This window comes from Cupriavidus sp. BIS7, assembly GCF_000292345.1.
Taxonomy (GTDB): Bacteria; Pseudomonadota; Gammaproteobacteria; order Burkholderiales; family Burkholderiaceae; genus Cupriavidus.
Genome location: NZ_ALOU01000041.1, coordinates 64,899 through 84,572 on the forward strand (window position 1 = coordinate 64,899; position 19,674 = coordinate 84,572).

Genomic DNA, 19,674 nt, shown 5'->3' on the forward strand with positions numbered 1-19,674 from the left:
TCTCGCTGCCTGACAATTCGACCCCATGTCCCCGACGCTGCTGATCGCCGACGACGAGCCGTTGCTCGCGCGCGTACTGGAATCTGAACTGAAGACCCTGTGGCCCGAGGCGCAGATCGTTGCCGTGGTGCACGACGGCGTGGCCGCACTGGACGCCGCACGCCTGCATGAGCCCGATGTGGCCTTTCTCGATATCCGCATGCCCGGCATGAGCGGCATGGACGTGGCGCGCGAGTTGATCGAACTCGACAGTCCTCCATTGGTGGTGTTCGTGACGGCATACGACCAGTTTGCGCTGGAAGCCTTCGAGCGCGCCGCGGTCGACTACGTGCTCAAGCCCGTGCAGCACGAGCGGCTGGAGTGCACCGTGGAACGCCTGAAGGCGCGCATGGCGGCCAAGGCCGAAGCGGAAGGAGAGGGCGAGGCCGATTCCGATATCGGCACGATGGTCGATACCGACCGGCTTGCGCAGTTGCTGCAGCGGCTGGAATCGCTGGAAAAGCCGGTGGCGGTGCGCGGCCAGTACCTGCGGTTCGTCAGGGCGCTGGTGGGCCAGGAGGTGCGCATCATTCCGGTGGACGAGGTGATCTACTTCGAGGCCACCGACAAGTACGTGAACGTGGTGTCCGCCAACGGCGAAGCGCTGATACGCACGAGCCTGCGCGAACTGCTGCAGCAGCTTGACCCGGACCGCTTCTGGCAGATCCACCGCGGCACGGTGGTCAATATCGAATGTGTGGCCAGCGCCGTGACGCAATCGCTGGGCCGGCTGTCGCTGCGGCTGCGCAATCGCCCGGAATCGCTGCCGGTTGCCAGGCAGTATGCACATCTGTTCAAGCAGATGTAGCGACGGCAGCGAATCGTCATGAACGGCCGTGTTTGTCCACGATTGGCCGCGAACGGCTGAATTCCACTAAGATGGCTGCCTCGTCAATCCCCGTCCGGAGGAGTCATAGATGAAGCCCATTACCACCGATATTTGCGATGCCAATGAAGCGCGCCTGGCAGACGGTTCCCTGCGCGTGCTGACGCCGGGATTCCTTCACTTCGGCAAACGTGTGGCGTTTGCAGGGCCAGCCGCAACGCTCAAGGTGTTCGAGGACAACTCGCTGGTACGTGCCGCGCTGGAGTCGCCGGGCGAGGGCAAGGTGCTGGTGGTGGACGGCGGCGGCTCGATGCGCTGCGCGCTGGTTGGCGGCATGCTCGGCGTGCTCGCTGAGAAAAATGGTTGGGCTGGCATCGTCGTGAATGGATGCGTGCGCGATACGGATGAACTGAAGACGTGCGATATCGGCATCCGCGCGCTGGGCGTGCATCCGCAGAAAAGCCAGAAGCGCAACGTCGGCCAACCGGACGTGACCGTGCAGATGCCGGGTGCCGTGGTGCGGCCGGGGAACTGGATCTATGCCGACGCCGACGGCGTGCTGGTCTCCGACGAAAAGCTGCCGGGGGCCTGAGATATGCCGCGAGTGTTCGTCTATGGCACGCTGCGCGCGGGCGAGGTCAACGACCTGAACCATGCGGCCGTGCGCCACGGCATCGAGGCGCCGACGCTGGTCGGCACGGGAACGATTGCCGGCCGGCTCTATGACTTCGGCACCTATCCCGGGTTGGTGCTCGACGCCGCTGCGGGCCCCGTGGCCGGCGACATCTACGATATTCCCGATGCGCTGCTGCCGGTGCTGGACGAGATCGAGGAGGTCTACCCGGGGCAGGCCACGCTGTTCGTGCGTGAAACCCGGCCGGTGGCGCTGGCCGGTGCCGCCATCGACTGCCTGCTGTATCCAGTGGCTGACAGTGCCGTGGCGGGCCTGACGCGCATCGACGGCGGCGACTGGGTTGCCTATCGTCAGGCGCGGGACGATGCATCTGCCTGACACCGACTGACGCCACCTGACGATTCACGTTTCAAACGCCGCTGCAGGGCCATATTCCGCTCGCCGATCCGCAGCGCATGGCGACAATGGTGTGCGAATTTGTCGACCATCTGCAGGGTGCGCCGGCCTCCACGGTCGTGTTACGTCCGAGGCTGCCGCAATTTCATGATGCGGAAAGCTGTTTTGTTCCGCAAAAATACAGGCACGCGCGCATCAGGGTCATTTCTCATGATGAAAGATTGCTTGCCGCATCGTGGAATAAATTGCGTAACGCATTGTTTTTAAAGAAATAAAAAACTGTGCGGTAACTACATTGGCAGCTTGTTGCGACGCGGGAGTATTCCCTACACTCTTATATAAGACACATGACTTGCGACGCAAAAGATACAGCGTCCAGGTCGCCCGGCAGGCAAGCAGGGTGGTGGCACAGATTTCAAAGCCAATCCCTAATTGTTATCAGGAGAGTGAACATGACGTCGCGCCAACAACAGATTGAAGCCCTTCAAAAGGATTGGGACACCAATCCGCGCTGGAAGGGTGTGAAGCGCAACTTCTCCGCCGAGGATGTGGTTCGCCTGCGTGGGTCGGTCCAGATCGAGCACACGCTGGCCCGCCGCGGTGCAGAGAAGCTCTGGCACCTGCTGAACACCGAGCCGTTCGTCAACACGCTCGGCGCGCTGACCGGCAACCAGGCCATGCAGCAGGTCAAGGCCGGCCTGAAGGCCATCTACCTGTCGGGCTGGCAGGTCGCTGGCGATGCCAACCTGGCCGGTGAAATGTACCCCGACCAGTCGCTGTATCCGGCCAACTCGGTGCCGATGGTCGTCAAGCGCATCAACAACACGTTCCAGCGCGCCGACCAGATCCAGTGGAGCGAAGGCACGGGCGACACTGACTTCTTCGCACCGATCGTGGCAGATGCTGAAGCCGGCTTCGGCGGCGTGCTCAATGCATTCGAACTGATGAAGTCGATGATCGACGCAGGCGCCGCAGGCGTGCACTTCGAAGACCAGCTTGCCTCGGTGAAGAAGTGCGGTCATATGGGCGGCAAGGTGCTGGTGCCGACCCGCGAAGCCGTCGCCAAGCTGACCGCCGCGCGTCTGGCCGCCGATGTCTCGGGCGTGCCGACCCTCGTGATCGCCCGTACCGACGCCGAAGCCGCGGACCTGCTGACCTCGGACGTGGATGAGCGCGACCAGCCGTTCTGCACCGGTGAGCGCACCGTGGAAGGGTTCTACCGCGTGCGCAACGGCCTGGAGCAATCGATCTCGCGCGCCCTGGCCTACGCCGAAGTGGCCGACCTGGTGTGGTGCGAAACCGGCAAGCCGGACCTTGAGTTCGCCAAGCGCTTCGCCGAAGCCGTGCACGCCAAATTCCCGGGCAAGCTGCTGGCGTACAACTGCTCGCCGTCGTTCAACTGGAAGAAGAACCTCGACGACGCCACGATCGCCAAGTTCCAGAAGGAACTCGGTGCGATGGGCTACAAGTTCCAGTTCATCACGCTGGCCGGCTTCCACTCGCTGAACTACTCGATGTTCAACCTGGCCTACGGCTACGCCCGCAAACAGATGTCGGCGTTCGTGGAACTGCAGGAATCGGAGTTCGCCGCAGCAGAGAAGGGCTTCACCGCCGTGAAGCACCAGCGTGAAGTCGGCACCGGCTACTTCGACGCCGTGACCCAGACCATCGAAGGCGGCCAGTCGTCAACGACCGCACTCAAGGGATCGACCGAAGACGAACAGTTCTTCGACAAGAAGGTGGCCTGAGCCGGGTAGTAGGGAGAAGTAGGGAGAGAAAGAGGCAGAGAGAAAAGAGAGAGGGAAATTCGGGGGCGGCGTGCGACCATCACGCCGCCAAGTTGGGCCCGCGCCGCACAATCTGCGGCGCGGTTTTTTTGGAGAGGCACTAGCAAAACGATTCTGGCGTTGTTGGCGCGGCCTTGCCGTACCACTTGTACTGTCTGCGGCCGCGCCCCTTGCAGGGCGCGCATGCGCTGGTAGGCGCATGCCGCTACGCAGGCGGCTCGCTTGGCGAGCCGAAACCCCTGCTACGCCCTAGCCAGAACCGCTTCGCTTCGTTTTGCTAGCGCCTCTCCGGCGGGTACTGATCGCCGCTTGTACTACCGATAAACGATGACGGGAATATCCGTGTGCGTGAGCACCTTTTGCGTTTCGCTGCCGAGCAGCAGGCCTGAGAGGCCGCGCCGGCCGTGTGATGCCATGAAGATGACATCGCAGCCATGGCGCTCTGCCGCGTCGATGATGCCGAGATAGGGCACCGCGAAGGTGGTCATGTCGGAGTCGAACGGCAGGCCGGCGGCCACGGCGGCGGCTTCGATTTCCTTCAGGTAGAGCCTGGCCTGGTTCTCGATGCGTTCCTTGAACGCTTGCGGGGCCTCCACCACGATCTCGCTGAAGGGCGTGTACGGATATTCCTCCAGGCAGACGTAAGCGGTCACGCGGGCATTGATGACCTTGGCCAGTTCAAGGCCGCCGTCGATGGCCTTCTTGGACAATTCCGAACCGTCGGTGGGCAGCAGGATGTGCTTGAACATAGCGGACCTCCATTCACGAGTGGGCGGGTGCAGGCCACAAGGCGCCTGTCTGATTTGATTGTAGTAAGAGTGAACTGTGAGTCATTGCGAAAAATCAAGGTGTGCGGGAAAGCACTGAACCTTGGGGGACAGGGCCTCTGGCGAGGCTCAGCCGACCTCGGCTGGTGTTGCGGCCACGCTCGGTGCCTGCGCGAGTTCGGCGCGGCGCCAGTAGGCCGGATTGCCGTAGGTGTTCTTGAGGTGATCGATAAACAGCCGGACGCGCAGCGGCAGATGCTTGCGCTGCGGGAAGACGGCGTGGATGCCGATTGGTGGGGCCTGGAAGTCGTCGAGCACGGTCACGAGGCGGCCGCTGGCGATTTCCTGGCCGACTTCCCACCACGAACGCCATGCGAGTCCATGGCCTTCGAGGCACCACTCGTGGAGCACGGCGCCATCGGTGCACTCCATGTTGCCGCCGACCTTGACGGTGGTGGCGCGGCCGTCCTGCTGGAAGACCCAGCCGCGCTGCACGTTGGCGCTGGCGCCGAAGGCCAGGCAGTTGTGGCGCGACAGTTCCTCGGGCTGCCCTGGCGTGCCGGCGCGTGCAAGGTACTCGGGCGAGGCCACCACCACGCGGCGGTTTTCCGCCAGGCGGATAGAGACAAGGCTGGAATCGGGCAGGTCGCCGAGCCGGATCGCGCAGTCGAAACCTTCGTTCACAAGGTCGACCACGCGATCGGAAAGATCGAGTGTCAGGGAGACGTCGGGATGTGACTCGATGAACAGTGGCATCAGCGGCGCCACATGCTTGCGGCCGAAGCCGGCGGGCGCGGTGACGCGCAGGTGGCCGCTGGCCTTGACGCCGCCGGCGGAGACGCTGGCCTCGGCATTGTGGAGGTCGTTGAGGATGCGTTGGCAGTCTTCGAGGAATGCGGAGCCTTCGAACGTCAGGGTGATCTTGCGCGTGGTGCGCACCAGCAACTTGACGCCGAGACGCTCCTCTAGCGCGTCAATGCGGCGCCCGATGATGGCCGGCGCCACGCCCTCTGCTGCCGCCGCGGCAGACAGGCTGCCACGTGATGCAACGGATACAAAAGTCTCCAACTGTTTGAAATGATCCACGGATGTTCGCCGGTTGATACATGAGTCGAGGTCGAATTGGCCAAGATTAGTAGTGCAAAAGTAAAAGATCAAGTGACCAACCCTGGCTTTGCCGCACTGCAGCGCCTCACTACAATTCGATGCATTCAATCGTGTACAGATCCATTCAGTCAGAACGGTCCTTAGATGAGCAAGGTTCGCGCAGTGATTTTCGATGCATACGGCACGCTGTTCGACGTGTACGCCGTCACGGCGCGCGCGGAGCAGTTGTTCCCGGGCAAGGGCGAGGCACTGGCCCTGCTGTGGCGCGAGCGGCAGATCGACTACACGCGCCTGCGCTCGCTGGCCGCGCCCGATGGAGCGCGCTACAAGCCGTTCTGGGACATCACGATCGACGCGCTGCGCTACGCGGCGGAGCGCCTTGGATTGGCGCTCGACGAAGCGAAGCAAGCGCAGCTGCTGAAGGAGTACGCGTGCCTGTCCGCGTTCCCGGAGAACCTCGGCGCGCTCAAGCAGTTGCGCCGCGCGAATCTGCCGCTCGGCATCCTGTCGAACGGCAATCCGGAGATGCTCGATATCGCAGTCAAGAGTGCCGGCATGCACGGACTGTTCGATCACGTGCTGTCGGTCGATACGGTACGCCAGTACAAGACATCACCGGCCGCCTATGCGCTGGGGCCGCAGGCGTTCAAGCTGCCGGCGGGCGAGATCCTGTTTGTCTCGTCCAACTGCTGGGACGCCTGTGGTGCCACCTGGTTTGGTTACACCACTTTCTGGATCAACCGTGCCGGCCATCCGGCGGAGCGCCTGGACGTGGCGCCCACCGGCACCGGGCACGACATGAACGACCTGCTCGCTTTCGTTGCCGCCTCGGGCGTAGGCGTCTGACGAGCCAGGCCAACCCTCAACACACCATCGCACCACCTACTGGAGAAGACTGATGGCTACCACGCTGCCCGCGGGCATGAAGATTACCGGCGAGATCCTGCCGGCTTATGAAGACATCCTGACGCCGGAAGCCCTGGCCCTGGTCGACAAACTGCACCGCGCCTTCGAGCCGCGCCGCCAGGAACTGCTGGCCGCGCGCGTGGCGCGCACCAAGCGCCTCGACGCTGGCGAAATCCCCGATTTCCTGCCGGAGACCAAGAGCATCCGCGAAGGCGACTGGAAGGTGGCCCCGGTGCCCAAGGCACTCGAATGCCGCCGCGTGGAAATCACCGGCCCGGTCGAAGCCAAGATGGTGATCAACGCCTTCAACTCGGGCGCTGACAGCTACATGACCGACTTCGAGGACTCCAACACCCCGAACTGGCACAACCAGATGCAGGGTCAGGTGAACCTCAAGGCCGCCGTGCGCCGCACGCTGACGCTGGACAGCAACGGCAAGCACTACAAGCTCAACGACAAGATCGCCACGCTGCAGGTGCGTCCGCGCGGCTGGCACCTGGACGAGAAGCACGTCACGATCGACGGCAAGCGCGTCTCTGGCGGCATCTTCGACTTCGCGCTGTTCCTGTTCCACAACGCGAAGGAGCAGATTGCTCGCGGCGCCGGCCCGTTCTTCTACCTGCCGAAGATGGAAAGCCACCTGGAGGCACGCCTCTGGAACGACATCTTCGTGATGGCGCAGAACGAAATCGGCCTGCCGCAAGGCACGGTCAAGGCCACGGTGCTGATCGAGACGATCCTCGCCGCGTTCGAAATGGAAGAAATCCTGTATGAACTGCGCGATCACAGCGCTGGCCTGAACGCCGGCCGCTGGGACTACATCTTCTCGTGCATCAAGAAGTTCAAGGTGGACAAGAACTTCTGCCTGGCCGACCGCGCCAAGGTGACGATGACCGCGCCGTTCATGCGCTCGTACGCGCTGCTGCTGCTCAAGACCTGCCACAAGCGCGGCGCGCCCGCGATTGGCGGCATGAGCGCGCTGATCCCGATCAAGAACGATCCGGCGAAGAACGCAATCGCCATGGAAGGCATCATCGGCGACAAGCGCCGTGACGCCACCGACGGCTATGACGGCGGCTGGGTGGCTCACCCGGGCCTGGTCGAACCGGCAATGAAGGAATTCGTGGCCGTGCTGGGCGACAAGCCCAACCAGTTCGAAAAGCAGCGTCCGGACGTGGAAGTGAAGGGCGCCGACCTGCTGAACTTCCAGCCGGAAGCGCCGATCACCGAAGCCGGCCTGCGCATGAACATCAACGTCGGCATCCACTACCTGGGCGCCTGGCTGGCCGGCAACGGCTGCGTGCCGATCCACAACCTGATGGAAGACGCCGCCACGGCCGAGATCTCGCGCTCGCAGGTGTGGCAGTGGATCCGCTCGCCGAAGGGCAAGCTGGAAGACGGCCGCAAGGTGACCGCCGAGATGGTGCGCGCACTGATTCCGGAAGAACTGGCCAAGGTCCGCGAAGTGGCTGGCACTGGTGCTACCTATGACCGCGCCGCACAGATCTTCGAGCAGATGTCGACGTCGGAAGACTTTGCCGAATTCCTGACGCTGCCGCTGTACGAGGAAGTCTGACGACTCACCTCTTGGTTTTCCCCTCTCCCACGTCGTGGGAGAGGGGCCGGGGGAGAGGGCCTTGAGGATCAAATTGCGATACGTCGTGAAGCGAGCCGCCGCGCCTTCTCCCCCAACCCCTCACCGCTCGCGGGAGAGGGGAGCCCTCCCTCAAGCGCTATATCCCTTCCCCTTCCACTCGATAAAACACAGCCCGTGCCCAAACGGATCGGACAGCATGGCCTGCCGGCCCCAGTCGAAGTCGCGCGGCCAGTCCTCCAGTTCGGCCCCGGCGCCTAGCGCGCGCTCGATCGCCGGTTCCAGCGATTCGACAACGAAATCAAGGTGTACGGGCGTCCAGTGCCGCGCATAGTCGCGCCGGCTGTCCGAGCGCGTGGTGGCGAAACTGCCGGGCGGCTTGGCCAGCAGGAAAACCGGCGCACAGGCGCCGTGCATTTCCGCAACCGTACCGTTGAAGAGGGTGCGGGCCAGCCGCATTCCCAGACCTGCTTCATAAAAGCCGATGCCGCGTTCGAGGTCATCGACGTCGATGTTGATCAACAACTCCATGCATGCCTCCTGAGCGCCTTCTGGGCGATGTTCCCGGTGCCGCCGTCTGTCCTGGGCCGCTCCTGACGGCTCCTGACGCCTGGCCGACACCGGGCGAGCATTGTGCGCGCAGGCTCCTGACAAAAGCTGTCAGGAGTGATGCGCGAACGCTGGCCCGGTGCAGACCCGAACGGGGGAAAAAGCAACCGGCGTCGGCACGCGAGAGGCCCCATAATACGGACATTCACGATACGGACATTTACGATTGGGAGAGTCAAGTTGCGTTTCGAACACCTGGTGGAGATCAATGACCCGGGCAACCCCACGCTGGAGCCGATGACGGCCGACCAGCTCTGGCAAGGGCTGGTGCTGCGCGCAGAGTCGCCGGAGCTGTTCATGCTCGGCCTGGACCGCGCCGAGATCGTGGAGCGCGGGGATGGGTGGATCGAGCGGGTGCTTCATTTCGGCCAGGCCAATGTGCGCGACCGCGTGGTGTATGAACCGCGCCGCGCCGTTCGCTACGAATCGGCTGCCACGGCCGAGCACGCGGGCGGCACGCTGACCATGATCATCGAGACCCCCACGCCCGTCGCGCTGCTGGTGCGATTCATCTACGAGACCACGATGCCGAACGTCGACGCAAGCGGAGATGCCCGCTACGCGGAGATCGTCAAGTCCGCCTACCACGAGGCTGACCTCGACACCGTGCGGAAGATCCGCGAAGTCGCCGCAACGGGGCGACTCGGGTGAACCGCGAATCCACTGCGCCGGCACGTACCGGCGGCGGGGATGCCAACGGAGGAGACAACGGCGCCGGGCCGGGCCGCGGCGGTCCTACGCGCGCTGAACTGCGCGCCCGCTACGGCGACCGCCTGCGCTGGCTGGTCCTGGTGACGCTGATGCTCGGGTCGGTGTCGTCGATCGTATCGTCGACCATCGTCAACGTAGCCATCCCCGACCTGAGCCGCCATTTCTCGCTGGGGCAGGAACGAGCCCAATGGGTGGCCGCCAGCTTCATGATCGCCATGACGCTGTCGATGCTGCTGACGCCCTGGCTACTCAACCGGTATGGCCTGCGCCGGACATTCATCGGCACGCTGATACTGTTGGGCGTGGGCGGGCTGATTGGCGGCATGTCGCCTACCTTCGGCGTGATGTTGACGATGCGCGCGGCCGAGGGCATCGCCGCCGGCATCATGCAGCCATTGCCGAGCATCCTCATCATGCGCGTGTTCGATGAAAGCGAACGTGGCAAGGCCATGTCGCTGTTCGGGTTCGGCGTGGTGCTGGCGCCGGCCGTCGGGCCCAGCGTGGGCGGCTTCCTGGTGGAAACCTTCGGCTGGCGCTCGATTTTCTTCGTGGTGGTGCCGCTGACACTGATCGGCCTGTGGATGGCGCGCCGCTACATGGCCGTGGATTCCGCGATGATGGGCGAGCGCAAGCCGTTGGACTGGCGCGGTCTGACGTTGGCGGGCCTGGCTACGGTCAGCCTGCTGAATGGGCTGGTGGAGTTGCGCCACAACATGCCAGCGGGGCTGGCGCTGGCGGGCTTCGGCGTGGTCATGCTCGCCAGCTTCGTGTTCTGGCAACTGCGCGCCCCGGATCCGCTGATGGACATGCGGCTGTACAGCTACCGGCAGTTCGCGGCGGGCGCCATCGTGGCATTTATCTACGGGGCAGGGCTGTACGGCTCGACGTACCTGTTGCCGGTATACATGCAGATGGCGCTGGCGTATACGCCGTCGGCCGCGGGTATCGTGCTGCTGCCTGCGGGCGTTGCGCTGGCATTGACGATTGCCGTGGCCGGCCGTATGACCAACCGGATACCGCCGCACAGGCTGGTGTCGTTCGGGCTGATGCTGCTGGCGGGGTCGTTCCTGCTGATGGCTACCGGATCGACGGCCACGCCTTACCTGTTGCTCGTGCTCTACGTGGTGGTCGGGCGGATCGGGCTGGGCTGCATCCTGCCGTCGCTGACGCTTGGGTCGATGCGGGGCATCGACTTCTCGCTGATCGCCCAGGGCTCCAGCTGCATCAGCTTCCTGCGGCAGCTTGGCGGGGCAATCGGCGTGAGCCTGGCAGGGGTGGGTTTGCAGTGGCGGCTGGCCGAGCACGGCGCAGTGCTCGGAAAGGGCGGCGACCTGGTAACGCAGGGCGCCCGCATTCAGGCGTTCGACGAGACCTTCCTGGCCGTGGGCGTGGTCATCGCCACGGCCATACTTGCCGCCTGGCGCATTCGCGCCAGACGCGTCCCGGCGGGGTGATCAGCTCGCGCGGCCGGCGAGCAGGTCACCCACGAGTTCGATGTACTTCTGCTTGGCTTCATCCTGGCTCGTGCCCTTGAGCGCTTCCCAGGCTTCGAACTTGTAGCGGCCCACGAAGTCGGTCATGCCGGGCTTGTCACCGTGGGCGTCACCGTCCGCGCCTTGCTTGTAGAGCGCGTACAGGCGCAGCAGCGTCATGTTGTTGGGACGCTCCGACAGCGTCTTGACGTCGATCTGGGCCTGGTCGAAACGGGTTTGCAGGTCGCTCATGGATATCTCCGGTAAGGCGGTGGTTCAGAACAGTTGCCGATGATAAGCGGCGACGCCGGCCGTTCCAGTGCAAAAAAACCGAGGAAGCACTCGGTTGGGCCTGCCAGGATCGAGCCATCGGGCGTCCATGCCATTACAGCTTTGCCCCGGCAACGGATACAATCGCGCCATGTCCTGGATTCTTGCTGTCGAGACCTCCACTGAGTGGTGTTCCGTCGCACTCGGGCGCGCTGGTTCTGACGGCGCCATCGAGTGTTTCTCCCGTCATGAGCACACCGGCGCGCGTTCGTCGTCGCGTGTGCTGCCCGCCGTGGGCGAGGTACTGGCTGAAGCCGGTATCCGGCTGGCGGACTGCGCGGCCATAGCGTTTGGCGCCGGCCCCGGTTCGTTCACGGGCCTGCGCACCGCCTGTGGCGTGACGCAGGGCCTGGCCTTCGGCGCCGGGCTGCCGGTCATTCCCGTCAATGTGCTGATGGCCTGTGCCGAAAGTGCACGCACAGGCACGCCGCCTTTATCCCCCGATACGTCCGTGCTCGTCGCACTCGATGCGCGCATGGATCAGGCCTACGCCGCCACGTTCTGCTGGGACGATGGCGAATGGCGCATGCAGGGTGCGATGCAGGTTGTCGGCCCGGAAACCGTGGCGCAGCCGGAGGGGCGCTTCTGGATTGCGGGCAACGCGTCTGCAGTATTCGGCGAGCGGCTGGCCGTGGCTGCGCACGCGGAGCGTGTATTGCCCGAAGCGTTGCCCGGCGCGCGCGCGATGGTCGCGATAGGCCTGCGCGCGCTGGCACGCGGCGAGACGATCGACGCCGCCGATGCCATGCCGATCTACGTGCGCGACAAGGTTGCACAGACCGTTGCCGAGCGTGAAGCCGCTGCGGCCGCCAAGGCTGCGGCCAGCATCGGAGGCGCAGCATGAGTGCCGCGCTCGTGCCGATTCCCGACCGGCCCGTCTGGCCGGCAACGCCCGCCATGCCGGAACTGCTGGCCGGCTGGGCGCTGGACCGCATGAGCGCGCTGGACCTGGAGGCCGTGGCCGAGATCGAGCAGCGTGCCTACAGCCATCCATGGACGCGCGGCAATTTCGAGAATTCGCTCAAGGCCGGCCATATCGGCCTGACGCTGCGGGACCCGTCTACCGCGCTGGTGGGGTATTCGATGCTGATGCCCGTGGTCGACGAGATGCATCTGCTCAATATCACCGTCGATCCGCACCACCAGCGGCAGGGCTACGGCCGGTTGCTGCTGGCGATTACACTGGCCACATCGCACGCTCATCACCTGCACACCATGCTGCTCGAAGTTCGTCCTTCGAATGTCGGCGCACTGGCCCTGTATCTGGAAGCCGGGTTTGTCGAGATCGGCCGTCGCAAGGGCTACTATCCGGCCACGGCGCTGGGGCGCGAGGACGCGCTGGTTCTGCGCCGCGACTGGTCTGCAGGCGAGCCAGCCGAAGGGAGCGCCGCATGAATCGCCGCGCGATGTTCCTGGAGGCGCTGGGTATTCCGGCCGAGTGGGTGCCGCGCAAGGAGCCGGCAGCCGCTGAGGCGCTGATCGCGGAATCGACGGTCATGGTTGACGCCATGGAGGCCGTGGAGCGCGCGGAAGCCTTGGAATCTGCCGATATTGCGGTGGCGATGGAGCTGGATCAGCCGGCAGCTGTTGTGGCCACGGTGCCGCACATGCCGGTCGACATGCCCGATGTCCACGATGCCGCCGAGATCGCGCAAACGGTCGAGGCCTTCGATGCGCCGTCCCCGGCCGCCGCGCCAGTCATTCCGGTTCTGCGCCAGAGCACGCCGGCGCAGGACGATCGCGAAGTGGCGATTGCTGCGATGGCTTGGCCGACGCTGTCCGAGAGCGTGGCTGGCTGCACGGCCTGTGGCCTGTGCTCCGGCCGCACCAATACGGTATTCGGTGTTGGCGACCAGCAGGCCGAATGGATGCTCGTGGGCGAGGCGCCCGGCGAGAACGAAGACCTGCAGGGCGAGCCGTTCGTGGGGCAGGCCGGCAAGCTGCTCGACAACATGCTGGCCGCTCTGGGCCTTGCCCGTGACCGCAACGTCTACATCGCCAATGTGCTCAAATGCCGGCCTCCGGGCAACCGCAACCCCGAGCCGGAAGAGGTGGCGCAGTGCGAACCTTACCTGAAGCGGCAGATCGCGCTGATCAAGCCGAAAGTCATTGTGGTGCTGGGGCGGTTTGCGGCGCAGTCGTTGCTGCGATCCACCACGCCGATCGGCAAACTGCGCGGCACCGTGCATAGCTATGAGGGCATCCCGGTGGTGGTGACCTACCATCCCGCCTACCTGTTGCGCACATTGACCGACAAGGCACGTGCATGGGAAGACCTGTGCCTGGCCCGAGAGGTACACGATCGTGAGGGAACTCAAGCCTGATTCCACGCAGGGCATCCGCCCGGGCGGGCCGGTACAGACCGGTGCCGACGGGCAGGTGCCGCTGTGGCGTCGCGCCGTCTCGCAACGCACGCGCGATCTGGCGTGGAGTTCCTTGTCGCCGCCGCTCCTTTCCAGCCTGCCGGACAACGCCGCCACCGCGCGGCTGGCCCGCTGGCCTTCCGGCGTGCGCGCAGCGTGGCAGGCCTGGCTGGCCCAGGCCGATCCGGCCACGCTGCCTGAAACCATCACCGAACTGAGCGATCATCCCGATCACGCTGGCAGCCGCAGCCTGCGGCTGGGCCGCCACGCCGAGCGGCTGCTGCACTTCGCGTTGCAGCATGCGCCGGGTATCGAACTGCTGGCCGCGAACGTGCCTATCCGCCGCGCGAACGGGCACGGCGTACAGACGCTCGGAGAACTGGACGTGATCTGGCGTGATCCGGCAGCCGGCGAAACGGTCCACTGGGAGATGGCTGCAAAGTTCTACCTGATGGTCGATGGCGTGGCCGACCGCAGGGCCTTTGTCGGCCCGAATCTCGTGGACCGCCTTGGTGACAAGCTCGATCACATCGTGCGCCGCCAGTTGCCGCTGGGGCGCACGGCCGAGGCCCAGGCCATCGTCGGCCATGCGATCGATCGCAGCGAAGTCTATTTGCTGGGCTGGCTGTTCTACCGCGGCGGTGTGCCGCCGCCGGGGCTCGATGCGCTGGCGATTGCGCCCGATCATCTGCATGGCTGGTGGGCGACGCTGGACGACTGGATGGGCCGGGCATCGGCGCAGGCGGGCGGGCCGGTGCGATGGTGCCGGCTGCCACGTGCGGACTGGCTGTCTGGCGCACGCATGCCGGAGGCCGACACGGAGTTGGCCGAATCGCTACATGCGGTGCTCGCGGAGCGCTTCGGGGATGCGCATCCCGATCACGCCTGGCGCCGCGATGCCCCGGTGATGGTTTGTGAGCTGGAGCCTGCCGGGCCAGATCAGCCCGGCATCTGGGTGGAGCGCTCGCGCGGCTTTGTCGTGCCACCGGGCTGGGAGACGCGCGCCATCGAACGGGCGCGCAGGGTCTGATAGGGTTTGAAGGGGGGGTGCTGACCCGGAGCCGGGTCAGCGGTGGTCAGTGGTGATCAGTGGTGCTTGTCCTCGCCGATCATCGCCAGCGAGTCGTACACCTTCACATTGTGCTTGTGCAGGCGCATCACCAGCAGCATCGTGGCGCAGATGAACAGGCCCAGCGCGACGATCACAAAGCCGATCGGCACGTTCAGCTTGATCAGCAGCGCGTACAGACACAGCATCAGCAGGACCGACACGTTTTCATTGAAGTTCTGCACGGCGATCGAATGACCGGCCGACAGCAGCACGTGGCCGCGGTGCTGCAGCAGTGCATTCATCGGCACCACGAAGTAGCCGGACATCGCCCCGACGATCATCAGGAACACATACGCGATGCCCATGTACAGCGGCATGTGGAGGCCGAGCACGTCCAGCGTGACGGCCGGAATCGTGGCCTTGGTGTAGAACGCCATCAGCATCACGGTGGCGCCCATGGCCACGCCGAACGGCAGCACCGACAGCGACTTGCGCAGCGGAATCCGCGCAGCCGCCGCAATCGCGCCCACGGCCACGCCCACGGCCACCACGGCCTGCAGCAGCGCGCCTTGCGACAGGTTCAGGCCGAGTGATTTTTCCGCCCACTTGAGCACGATGAACTGCAGCGTGGCGCCCACGCCCCAGAACAGCGTGGTGACGGCCAGCGAGATCTGGCCCAGTTTGTCGCGCCACAGCGCGATAAAGCAGTCACCGAACTCGGCGATCAGCTTGATGGGGTTCTTTTCCTGTTGCGGATACCGCGCGCCGGTGTCCGGAATGAACAGGTTGAAGATCGCGGCGATGACGTAGAAGAACATGATCACCACCATTGCCGCTTCGGCCGGCGTGTTGATGCCGGTGTCGAAATAGGGCAGGTCGAAGCGCAGCAGGATGGTGGAAACGTGGACCGAAATCAGTGCGCCGCCCACCACGGTGCCAAGGATGATCGAGCCGACGGTGAGGCCCTCGATCCATCCGTTGGCCGCGACGAGTCTTTCCGGGGGCAGCAGTTCGGTCAGGATCCCGTACTTGGCCGGCGAATAGGCCGCGGCCCCGAATCCCACAATGCCGTAGGCCAATAGCGGATGCAGCCCGAACATCATGATGGAGCAGCCAACGATCTTGATCGCGTTGGTGATCAGCATGACCTTGCCTTTGGGCCGAGAGTCCGCAAAGGCGCCCACAAAGGCCGCCAGCACCACATAGGAGAGTACGAAGAACAGCTTGAGCAGCGGCGTCATCCACTGCGGGGAATTCAATTCGGTCAGAAGGGCAATGGCGGCGATGAGCAGCGCATTGTCGGCCAGCGACGAAAAAAACTGCGCGGCCATGATCGTGTAGAAGCCCTTCTTCATACCTTCGACTTTGTCTCCATCGCGGACGCCCACGTTGACTGCGGGCAAATGTGCGCCGGGTGGCATCGCCACGGCATGCAGGGAACCTGTCGCTCCAGTGTTGTCAAAGTGGGGCGGTTGCGCAACTTTGGTACGCCTGGCGGCTTGCCTGACCGTCATTGACATATTGCTTCTCTTTTAAAACATGGCCGGAGCGTCCGGCTTTATATCACGAAATCGCGACATTTCAGCACACAGGGAAACGCGCATTGGACAGCCTGCAGTCCAATGGATTCCCGGAATTTGCTCCCGGTTGTGTTCAAATATCGCCTGCGCGATGCAAAAGCCGCCAAGGCGTGTGACCCATTAACGCCATCAACGCCATCAACGCACGAATCCCGCAGTTTGCCGACCGGGTCTTCCCTGACTTGGTGCATGACCGGTCAGGCAGCCTGCCCAAGTAGTCAGATCCATGCCAAGACCCATTCACGCTGTCATCCACCAGCCCGCGCTGGCCAACAATCTTGAAGTGGTGCGTCGCTACGCGCCGGAGTCTCGCGTCTGGGCGGTGGTCAAGGCCAACGCCTACGGTCACGGTATTCGCCGTGCGTTTGCCGGCCTCAAGGCCGCCGACGGGTTCGGCCTGCTCGACCTCAACGAAGCCGTGCTGCTGCGTGACCTGGGGTGGCAAGGCCCGATCCTCCTGCTGGAGGGCTTCTTCCAGCCGCAGGATGTGCCGTTGCTGGAACAATATCGCCTGACAACCGCAGTGCACTGCGAGGAGCAGCTGCGCATGCTGGAACTGGCCCGGCCCAAGGGGCCGCTGGCGATCCAGCTCAAGCTGAATACCGGCATGAACCGGCTGGGCTTCCGCCCCGAGCAGTACCGCGCCGCGTGGGAGCGGGCCCGGACCATGTCGTGCATCGGCAGCATCGTCCACATGACACATTTTTCCGATGCCGACAGCCCGCGCGGCATCGCGCATCAGGTCAAGGCGTTCGAGACCGCCACCGCGAACCTGCCGGGCGAGGTCACCATGGCCAACTCCGCGGCAGTGCTCTGGCATCCGCAGTCGCACCGTAACTGGGTGCGGCCCGGCGTGATCCTGTACGGCGCGTCTCCCACCGGAGTGACGGCCGATATCGCGGACACCGGGCTGCAGCCGGCGATGTCGCTGCACAGTGAACTGATCGGCATCCAGGACCTGCAGCCGGGCGACACGGTTGGCTACGGGTCGAAGTACACGGCCGACCGCGCCATGCGCATCGGCGTGGTGGCCTGCGGCTATGCCGATGGTTATCCGCGCCACGCACAGGGCTGGGGCGAGAATCGCGCGCCGGTTCTGGTCGATGGGGTGCGCACGCAACTGGTCGGGCGCGTGTCCATGGACATGCTCTGCGTCGACCTGACGGACTGCCCGAAGGCGAGGATCGGCACCCCGGTCACGCTCTGGGGCCATGACCTGCCGATCGACGATGTGGCCGCGGCCAGCGAAACGGTCGGCTACGAACTCATGTGCGGGCTGGCGCCGCGCGTGCCGGCCACGGTCGCCACGCTGACTACCGCAGACGACGCCGCATAAACCGCATAAATGGCCAAATCCAAGACTGTATATACGTGCACCGAGTGCGGCGGCACCACGCCGCGCTGGGCAGGCCAGTGCCCACAGTGCAACGCCTGGAACACGCTTGTGGAAACCGTGGCGGATTCGGGATCGGCGGCGGCGCGGCGATTCCAGCCGCTGGCCTCGTCTGCCGTGGTGCGCAAGCTTTCGGAAATCGAGGCAGCCGACGTGCCGCGCTTCTCGAGCGGCATCGACGAATTTGACCGCGTGCTTGGCGGCGGCCTGGTGTCCGGCGGCGTGGTGCTGATTGGCGGGGATCCCGGCATCGGCAAGTCGACACTGCTGCTGCAGGCGCTGGCCAACCTGTCCGCAGACCGGCGCGTGCTCTATGTGAGCGGCGAGGAATCGGGTGCCCAGATCGCGCTGCGCGCGCAACGGCTGGGCGTGGAGGCCGCCTCGCTCGGGCTGCTGCCCGAGATCCAGCTCGAAAAGATCCAGGCCGTGCTGGAGGCCGACAAGCCCGAAGTCGCGGTGATCGATTCGATCCAGACGCTCTACTCGGAAGCCCTGACTTCGGCGCCCGGTTCGGTCGCCCAGGTGCGGGAATGCGCGGCGCAACTGACGCGGATTGCCAAGAGCACCGGCATCACGATCATCCTGGTGGGCCATGTCACGAAGGAAGGCAGCCTGGCCGGCCCGCGCGTGCTCGAACATATCGTCGATACGGTGCTGTACTTCGAAGGGGACACCCATTCGTCGCACCGGCTGATCCGCGCGTTCAAGAACCGTTTCGGGGCCGTCAACGAACTCGGCGTGTTCGCGATGACCGAACGCGGCCTGCGCGGTATCAGCAATCCGTCGGCGCTGTTCCTGTCGCAGCATGAAGACCAGGTGGCCGGTTCGTGCGTGCTGGTGACGCAGGAGGGTACGCGGCCGCTGCTGGTAGAGGTGCAGGCGCTCGTCGATACGGCCAACGTGCCGAATCCGCGCCGGCTGGCGGTGGGTCTCGAACAGAACCGGCTGGCGATGCTGCTGGCCGTGCTGCACCGGCATGCGGGTATTGCGTGCTTCGACCAGGACGTGTTCCTGAACGCGGTGGGCGGGGTCAAGATCACCGAGCCCGCCGCCGACCTGGCCGTGCTGCTGTCGATCCATTCGTCGATGCGCAACAAGCCGCTGCCGCGTGGGCTGGTGGTGTTCGGCGAAGTCGGGCTGGCCGGAGAAATCCGCCCGAGCCCGCGCGGTCAGGAGCGGCTAAAGGAAGCAGCCAAGCTAGGCTTCACGATGGCGGTGATCCCGAAGGCCAACGCGCCCAAGCAGAGAATCGACGGGATCGAGGTCATCGCGGTGGACCGGCTCGAACAGGCCATCGACCGCGTCCGGCATCTGGACTGACTCAGCAATCGACCCAAGCGACGCAGCCGACGCAATCGACGCAGCATGAGAAATAGCCCCGCATGAGCGGGGCTATTCATTGGGCAGGTGTCGGGCATGCAGGGAGGGCGCCGTCCGGGCGCCTACCCGGCACCGGTGCGGCGTCAAGCATCTGCGGCAATCCGCCACACGATCCGGCGCGGCGGATTGCCGGGGCGCAATGATGGGGCGGAGGAAAATAGGTAATAATCGCGTCGAAGCAAATTTGCCCCAAATGCCCATGCAAGCCAATTCCCGAGCCTATTTCCTGCTGATCGCCATCGTCTCGTTTGCGATGCTTGGCGCCGCGTTGTACATGCAGTACGTGGAGAACCTGCAGCCGTGCCCGCTCTGCATCATGCAGCGCTTCGCCTTTATCGGCATTGGCACGTTCTCGCTGCTGGCCGCCATCGCGCAGAACACGCGTTCGCTCTGGCAAGGCCTGGGCATGCTGTCCGGCGTGGGCGGTATTGCCGTGGCGGGATATCAGGTGGCGCTGCTGATGAACCCCAAGGCCTCGTGCGGCATCGATCCGCTCGAAAACTGGGTCAATTCGCTGCCCACGGCCAAGCTGCTGCCGCAGGTGTTCTTTTCGGATGGCCTGTGCACGGCGCCCACGCCGCCGATCCTGGGCCTGTCGATCCCGGCATGGTCGCTGATCTGGCTGGTGATCCTGACGCTGACGCTGGCGGTGGGGTTGATCCGCCGCGAAAAGCATTTCCGCTAATAGAAACCAACTGGTTTCTCCCCTCTCCCGCGTGCGGGAGAGGG

At 64.6% G+C, this 19,674-nt stretch carries 20 protein-coding genes; 15 read left to right on the top strand and 5 right to left on the bottom strand.

Going from position 1 to position 19,674, the window contains the following annotated elements; genetic code table 11:
* Positions 1-25 precede the first annotated feature (25 nt).
* The 4 genes from B552_RS0115545 (at position 26) to aceA (ending at position 3,643) form a co-directional block, all read left to right on the top strand.
* Entirely contained in the window at positions 26-847 is an 822-nt protein-coding gene (locus B552_RS0115545) for a LytTR family DNA-binding domain-containing protein (protein WP_019449959.1), read from the top strand.
* A 109-nt stretch (positions 848-956) separates the two neighbouring features.
* Positions 957-1,457, top strand: a complete 501-nt coding sequence (gene rraA / locus B552_RS0115550; protein WP_019449960.1) for a ribonuclease E activity regulator RraA — start codon at positions 957-959, stop codon at positions 1,455-1,457.
* Positions 1,458-1,460: 3 nt separating this feature from the next.
* Positions 1,461-1,877: a gamma-glutamylcyclotransferase family protein gene (locus B552_RS0115555; protein WP_019449961.1), complete on the top strand. Its 417-nt coding sequence runs from the start codon at positions 1,461-1,463 to the stop codon at positions 1,875-1,877.
* Between the two features lie 470 nt (positions 1,878-2,347).
* Positions 2,348-3,643, top strand: a complete 1,296-nt coding sequence (gene aceA, locus B552_RS0115560) for an isocitrate lyase (RefSeq protein ID WP_019449962.1) — start codon at positions 2,348-2,350, stop codon at positions 3,641-3,643.
* A gap of 353 nt (positions 3,644-3,996) precedes the next feature.
* On the opposite strand, the gene B552_RS0115565 is transcribed toward aceA, so the two are convergent.
* Positions 3,997-4,431, bottom strand: a complete 435-nt coding sequence (locus B552_RS0115565) for a universal stress protein (RefSeq protein WP_019449963.1) — start codon at positions 4,429-4,431, stop codon at positions 3,997-3,999.
* Between the two features lie 147 nt (positions 4,432-4,578).
* The gene (locus B552_RS0115570; protein WP_019449964.1) at positions 4,579-5,535 is read right to left on the bottom strand and encodes a substrate binding domain-containing protein; all 957 of its coding nucleotides are present in this window, start codon (positions 5,533-5,535) and stop codon (positions 4,579-4,581) included.
* Between the two features lie 165 nt (positions 5,536-5,700).
* Here B552_RS0115570 and B552_RS0115575 point away from each other — a divergent pair, with 165 nt between their 5' ends.
* Positions 5,701-6,402, top strand: coding sequence for a haloacid dehalogenase type II (locus B552_RS0115575; protein ID WP_019449965.1), 702 nt, complete (start codon positions 5,701-5,703; stop codon positions 6,400-6,402).
* A gap of 52 nt (positions 6,403-6,454) precedes the next feature.
* Positions 6,455-8,038: a malate synthase A gene (gene aceB / locus B552_RS0115580; protein ID WP_019449966.1), complete on the top strand. Its 1,584-nt coding sequence runs from the start codon at positions 6,455-6,457 to the stop codon at positions 8,036-8,038.
* A 150-nt stretch (positions 8,039-8,188) separates the two neighbouring features.
* On the opposite strand, the gene B552_RS0115585 is transcribed toward aceB, so the two are convergent.
* Complete coding sequence (locus tag B552_RS0115585) at positions 8,189-8,587, bottom strand: VOC family protein (protein ID WP_019449967.1); 399 nt, start codon at positions 8,585-8,587, stop codon at positions 8,189-8,191.
* A 258-nt stretch (positions 8,588-8,845) separates the two neighbouring features.
* On the opposite strand from B552_RS0115585, the gene B552_RS0115590 reads away from it, so the two are divergent.
* On the top strand, positions 8,846-9,316 hold the full coding sequence (locus B552_RS0115590) for an SRPBCC family protein (protein WP_019449968.1): 471 nt from the start codon (positions 8,846-8,848) through the stop codon (positions 9,314-9,316).
* A 98-nt stretch (positions 9,317-9,414) separates the two neighbouring features.
* Positions 9,415-10,830, top strand: a complete 1,416-nt coding sequence (locus B552_RS0115595; RefSeq protein ID WP_237718226.1) for a DHA2 family efflux MFS transporter permease subunit — start codon at positions 9,415-9,417, stop codon at positions 10,828-10,830.
* Here the strand turns inward: B552_RS0115595 and B552_RS0115600 are convergent, their stop codons facing one another.
* Positions 10,831-11,100 (bottom strand): acyl-CoA-binding protein, encoded by a 270-nt coding sequence (locus B552_RS0115600; RefSeq protein ID WP_019449970.1) that lies wholly within the window; start codon positions 11,098-11,100, stop codon positions 10,831-10,833.
* A 169-nt stretch (positions 11,101-11,269) separates the two neighbouring features.
* Between B552_RS0115600 and tsaB the strand changes: the two genes are divergently transcribed.
* The 4 genes from tsaB to B552_RS0115620 are packed head-to-tail and all read left to right on the top strand — an operon-like array spanning position 11,270 to position 14,571.
* Entirely contained in the window at positions 11,270-12,022 is a 753-nt protein-coding gene (tsaB, locus tag B552_RS0115605) for a tRNA (adenosine(37)-N6)-threonylcarbamoyltransferase complex dimerization subunit type 1 TsaB (RefSeq protein ID WP_026035699.1), read from the top strand.
* Entirely contained in the window at positions 12,019-12,573 is a 555-nt protein-coding gene (gene rimI, locus B552_RS0115610) for a ribosomal protein S18-alanine N-acetyltransferase (protein ID WP_019449972.1), read from the top strand. Before tsaB ends, rimI begins: the two co-directional genes overlap by 4 nt.
* Positions 12,570-13,502 carry a uracil-DNA glycosylase gene (locus tag B552_RS0115615; RefSeq protein WP_019449973.1) on the top strand — a complete coding sequence of 311 codons (933 nt, stop codon included), beginning with the start codon at positions 12,570-12,572 and terminating at the stop codon, positions 13,500-13,502. Before rimI ends, B552_RS0115615 begins: the two co-directional genes overlap by 4 nt.
* Positions 13,503-13,515: 13 nt before the next feature.
* Entirely contained in the window at positions 13,516-14,571 is a 1,056-nt protein-coding gene (locus B552_RS0115620) for a DUF1853 family protein (protein ID WP_237718227.1), read from the top strand.
* A 56-nt stretch (positions 14,572-14,627) separates the two neighbouring features.
* Here B552_RS0115620 and lplT read toward each other — a convergent pair whose 3' ends face one another.
* Positions 14,628-15,947, bottom strand: coding sequence for a lysophospholipid transporter LplT (gene lplT, locus B552_RS0115625; RefSeq protein ID WP_019449975.1), 1,320 nt, complete (start codon positions 15,945-15,947; stop codon positions 14,628-14,630).
* 451 nt (positions 15,948-16,398) lie between these two features.
* On the opposite strand from lplT, the gene alr reads away from it, so the two are divergent.
* The 3 genes from alr to B552_RS0115640 all read left to right on the top strand — a co-directional run bounded on the left by alr (position 16,399) and on the right by B552_RS0115640 (position 19,630).
* A complete protein-coding gene (alr, locus tag B552_RS0115630; protein WP_019449976.1) occupies positions 16,399-17,508 on the top strand; it encodes an alanine racemase in 1,110 nt (369 codons plus the stop codon).
* 9 nt (positions 17,509-17,517) lie between these two features.
* Complete coding sequence (gene radA / locus B552_RS0115635; protein WP_019449977.1) at positions 17,518-18,885, top strand: DNA repair protein RadA; 1,368 nt, start codon at positions 17,518-17,520, stop codon at positions 18,883-18,885.
* Between the two features lie 259 nt (positions 18,886-19,144).
* Positions 19,145-19,630: a disulfide bond formation protein B gene (locus B552_RS0115640; protein WP_026035700.1), complete on the top strand. Its 486-nt coding sequence runs from the start codon at positions 19,145-19,147 to the stop codon at positions 19,628-19,630.
* The last annotated feature ends 44 nt before the right edge of the window (positions 19,631-19,674 follow it).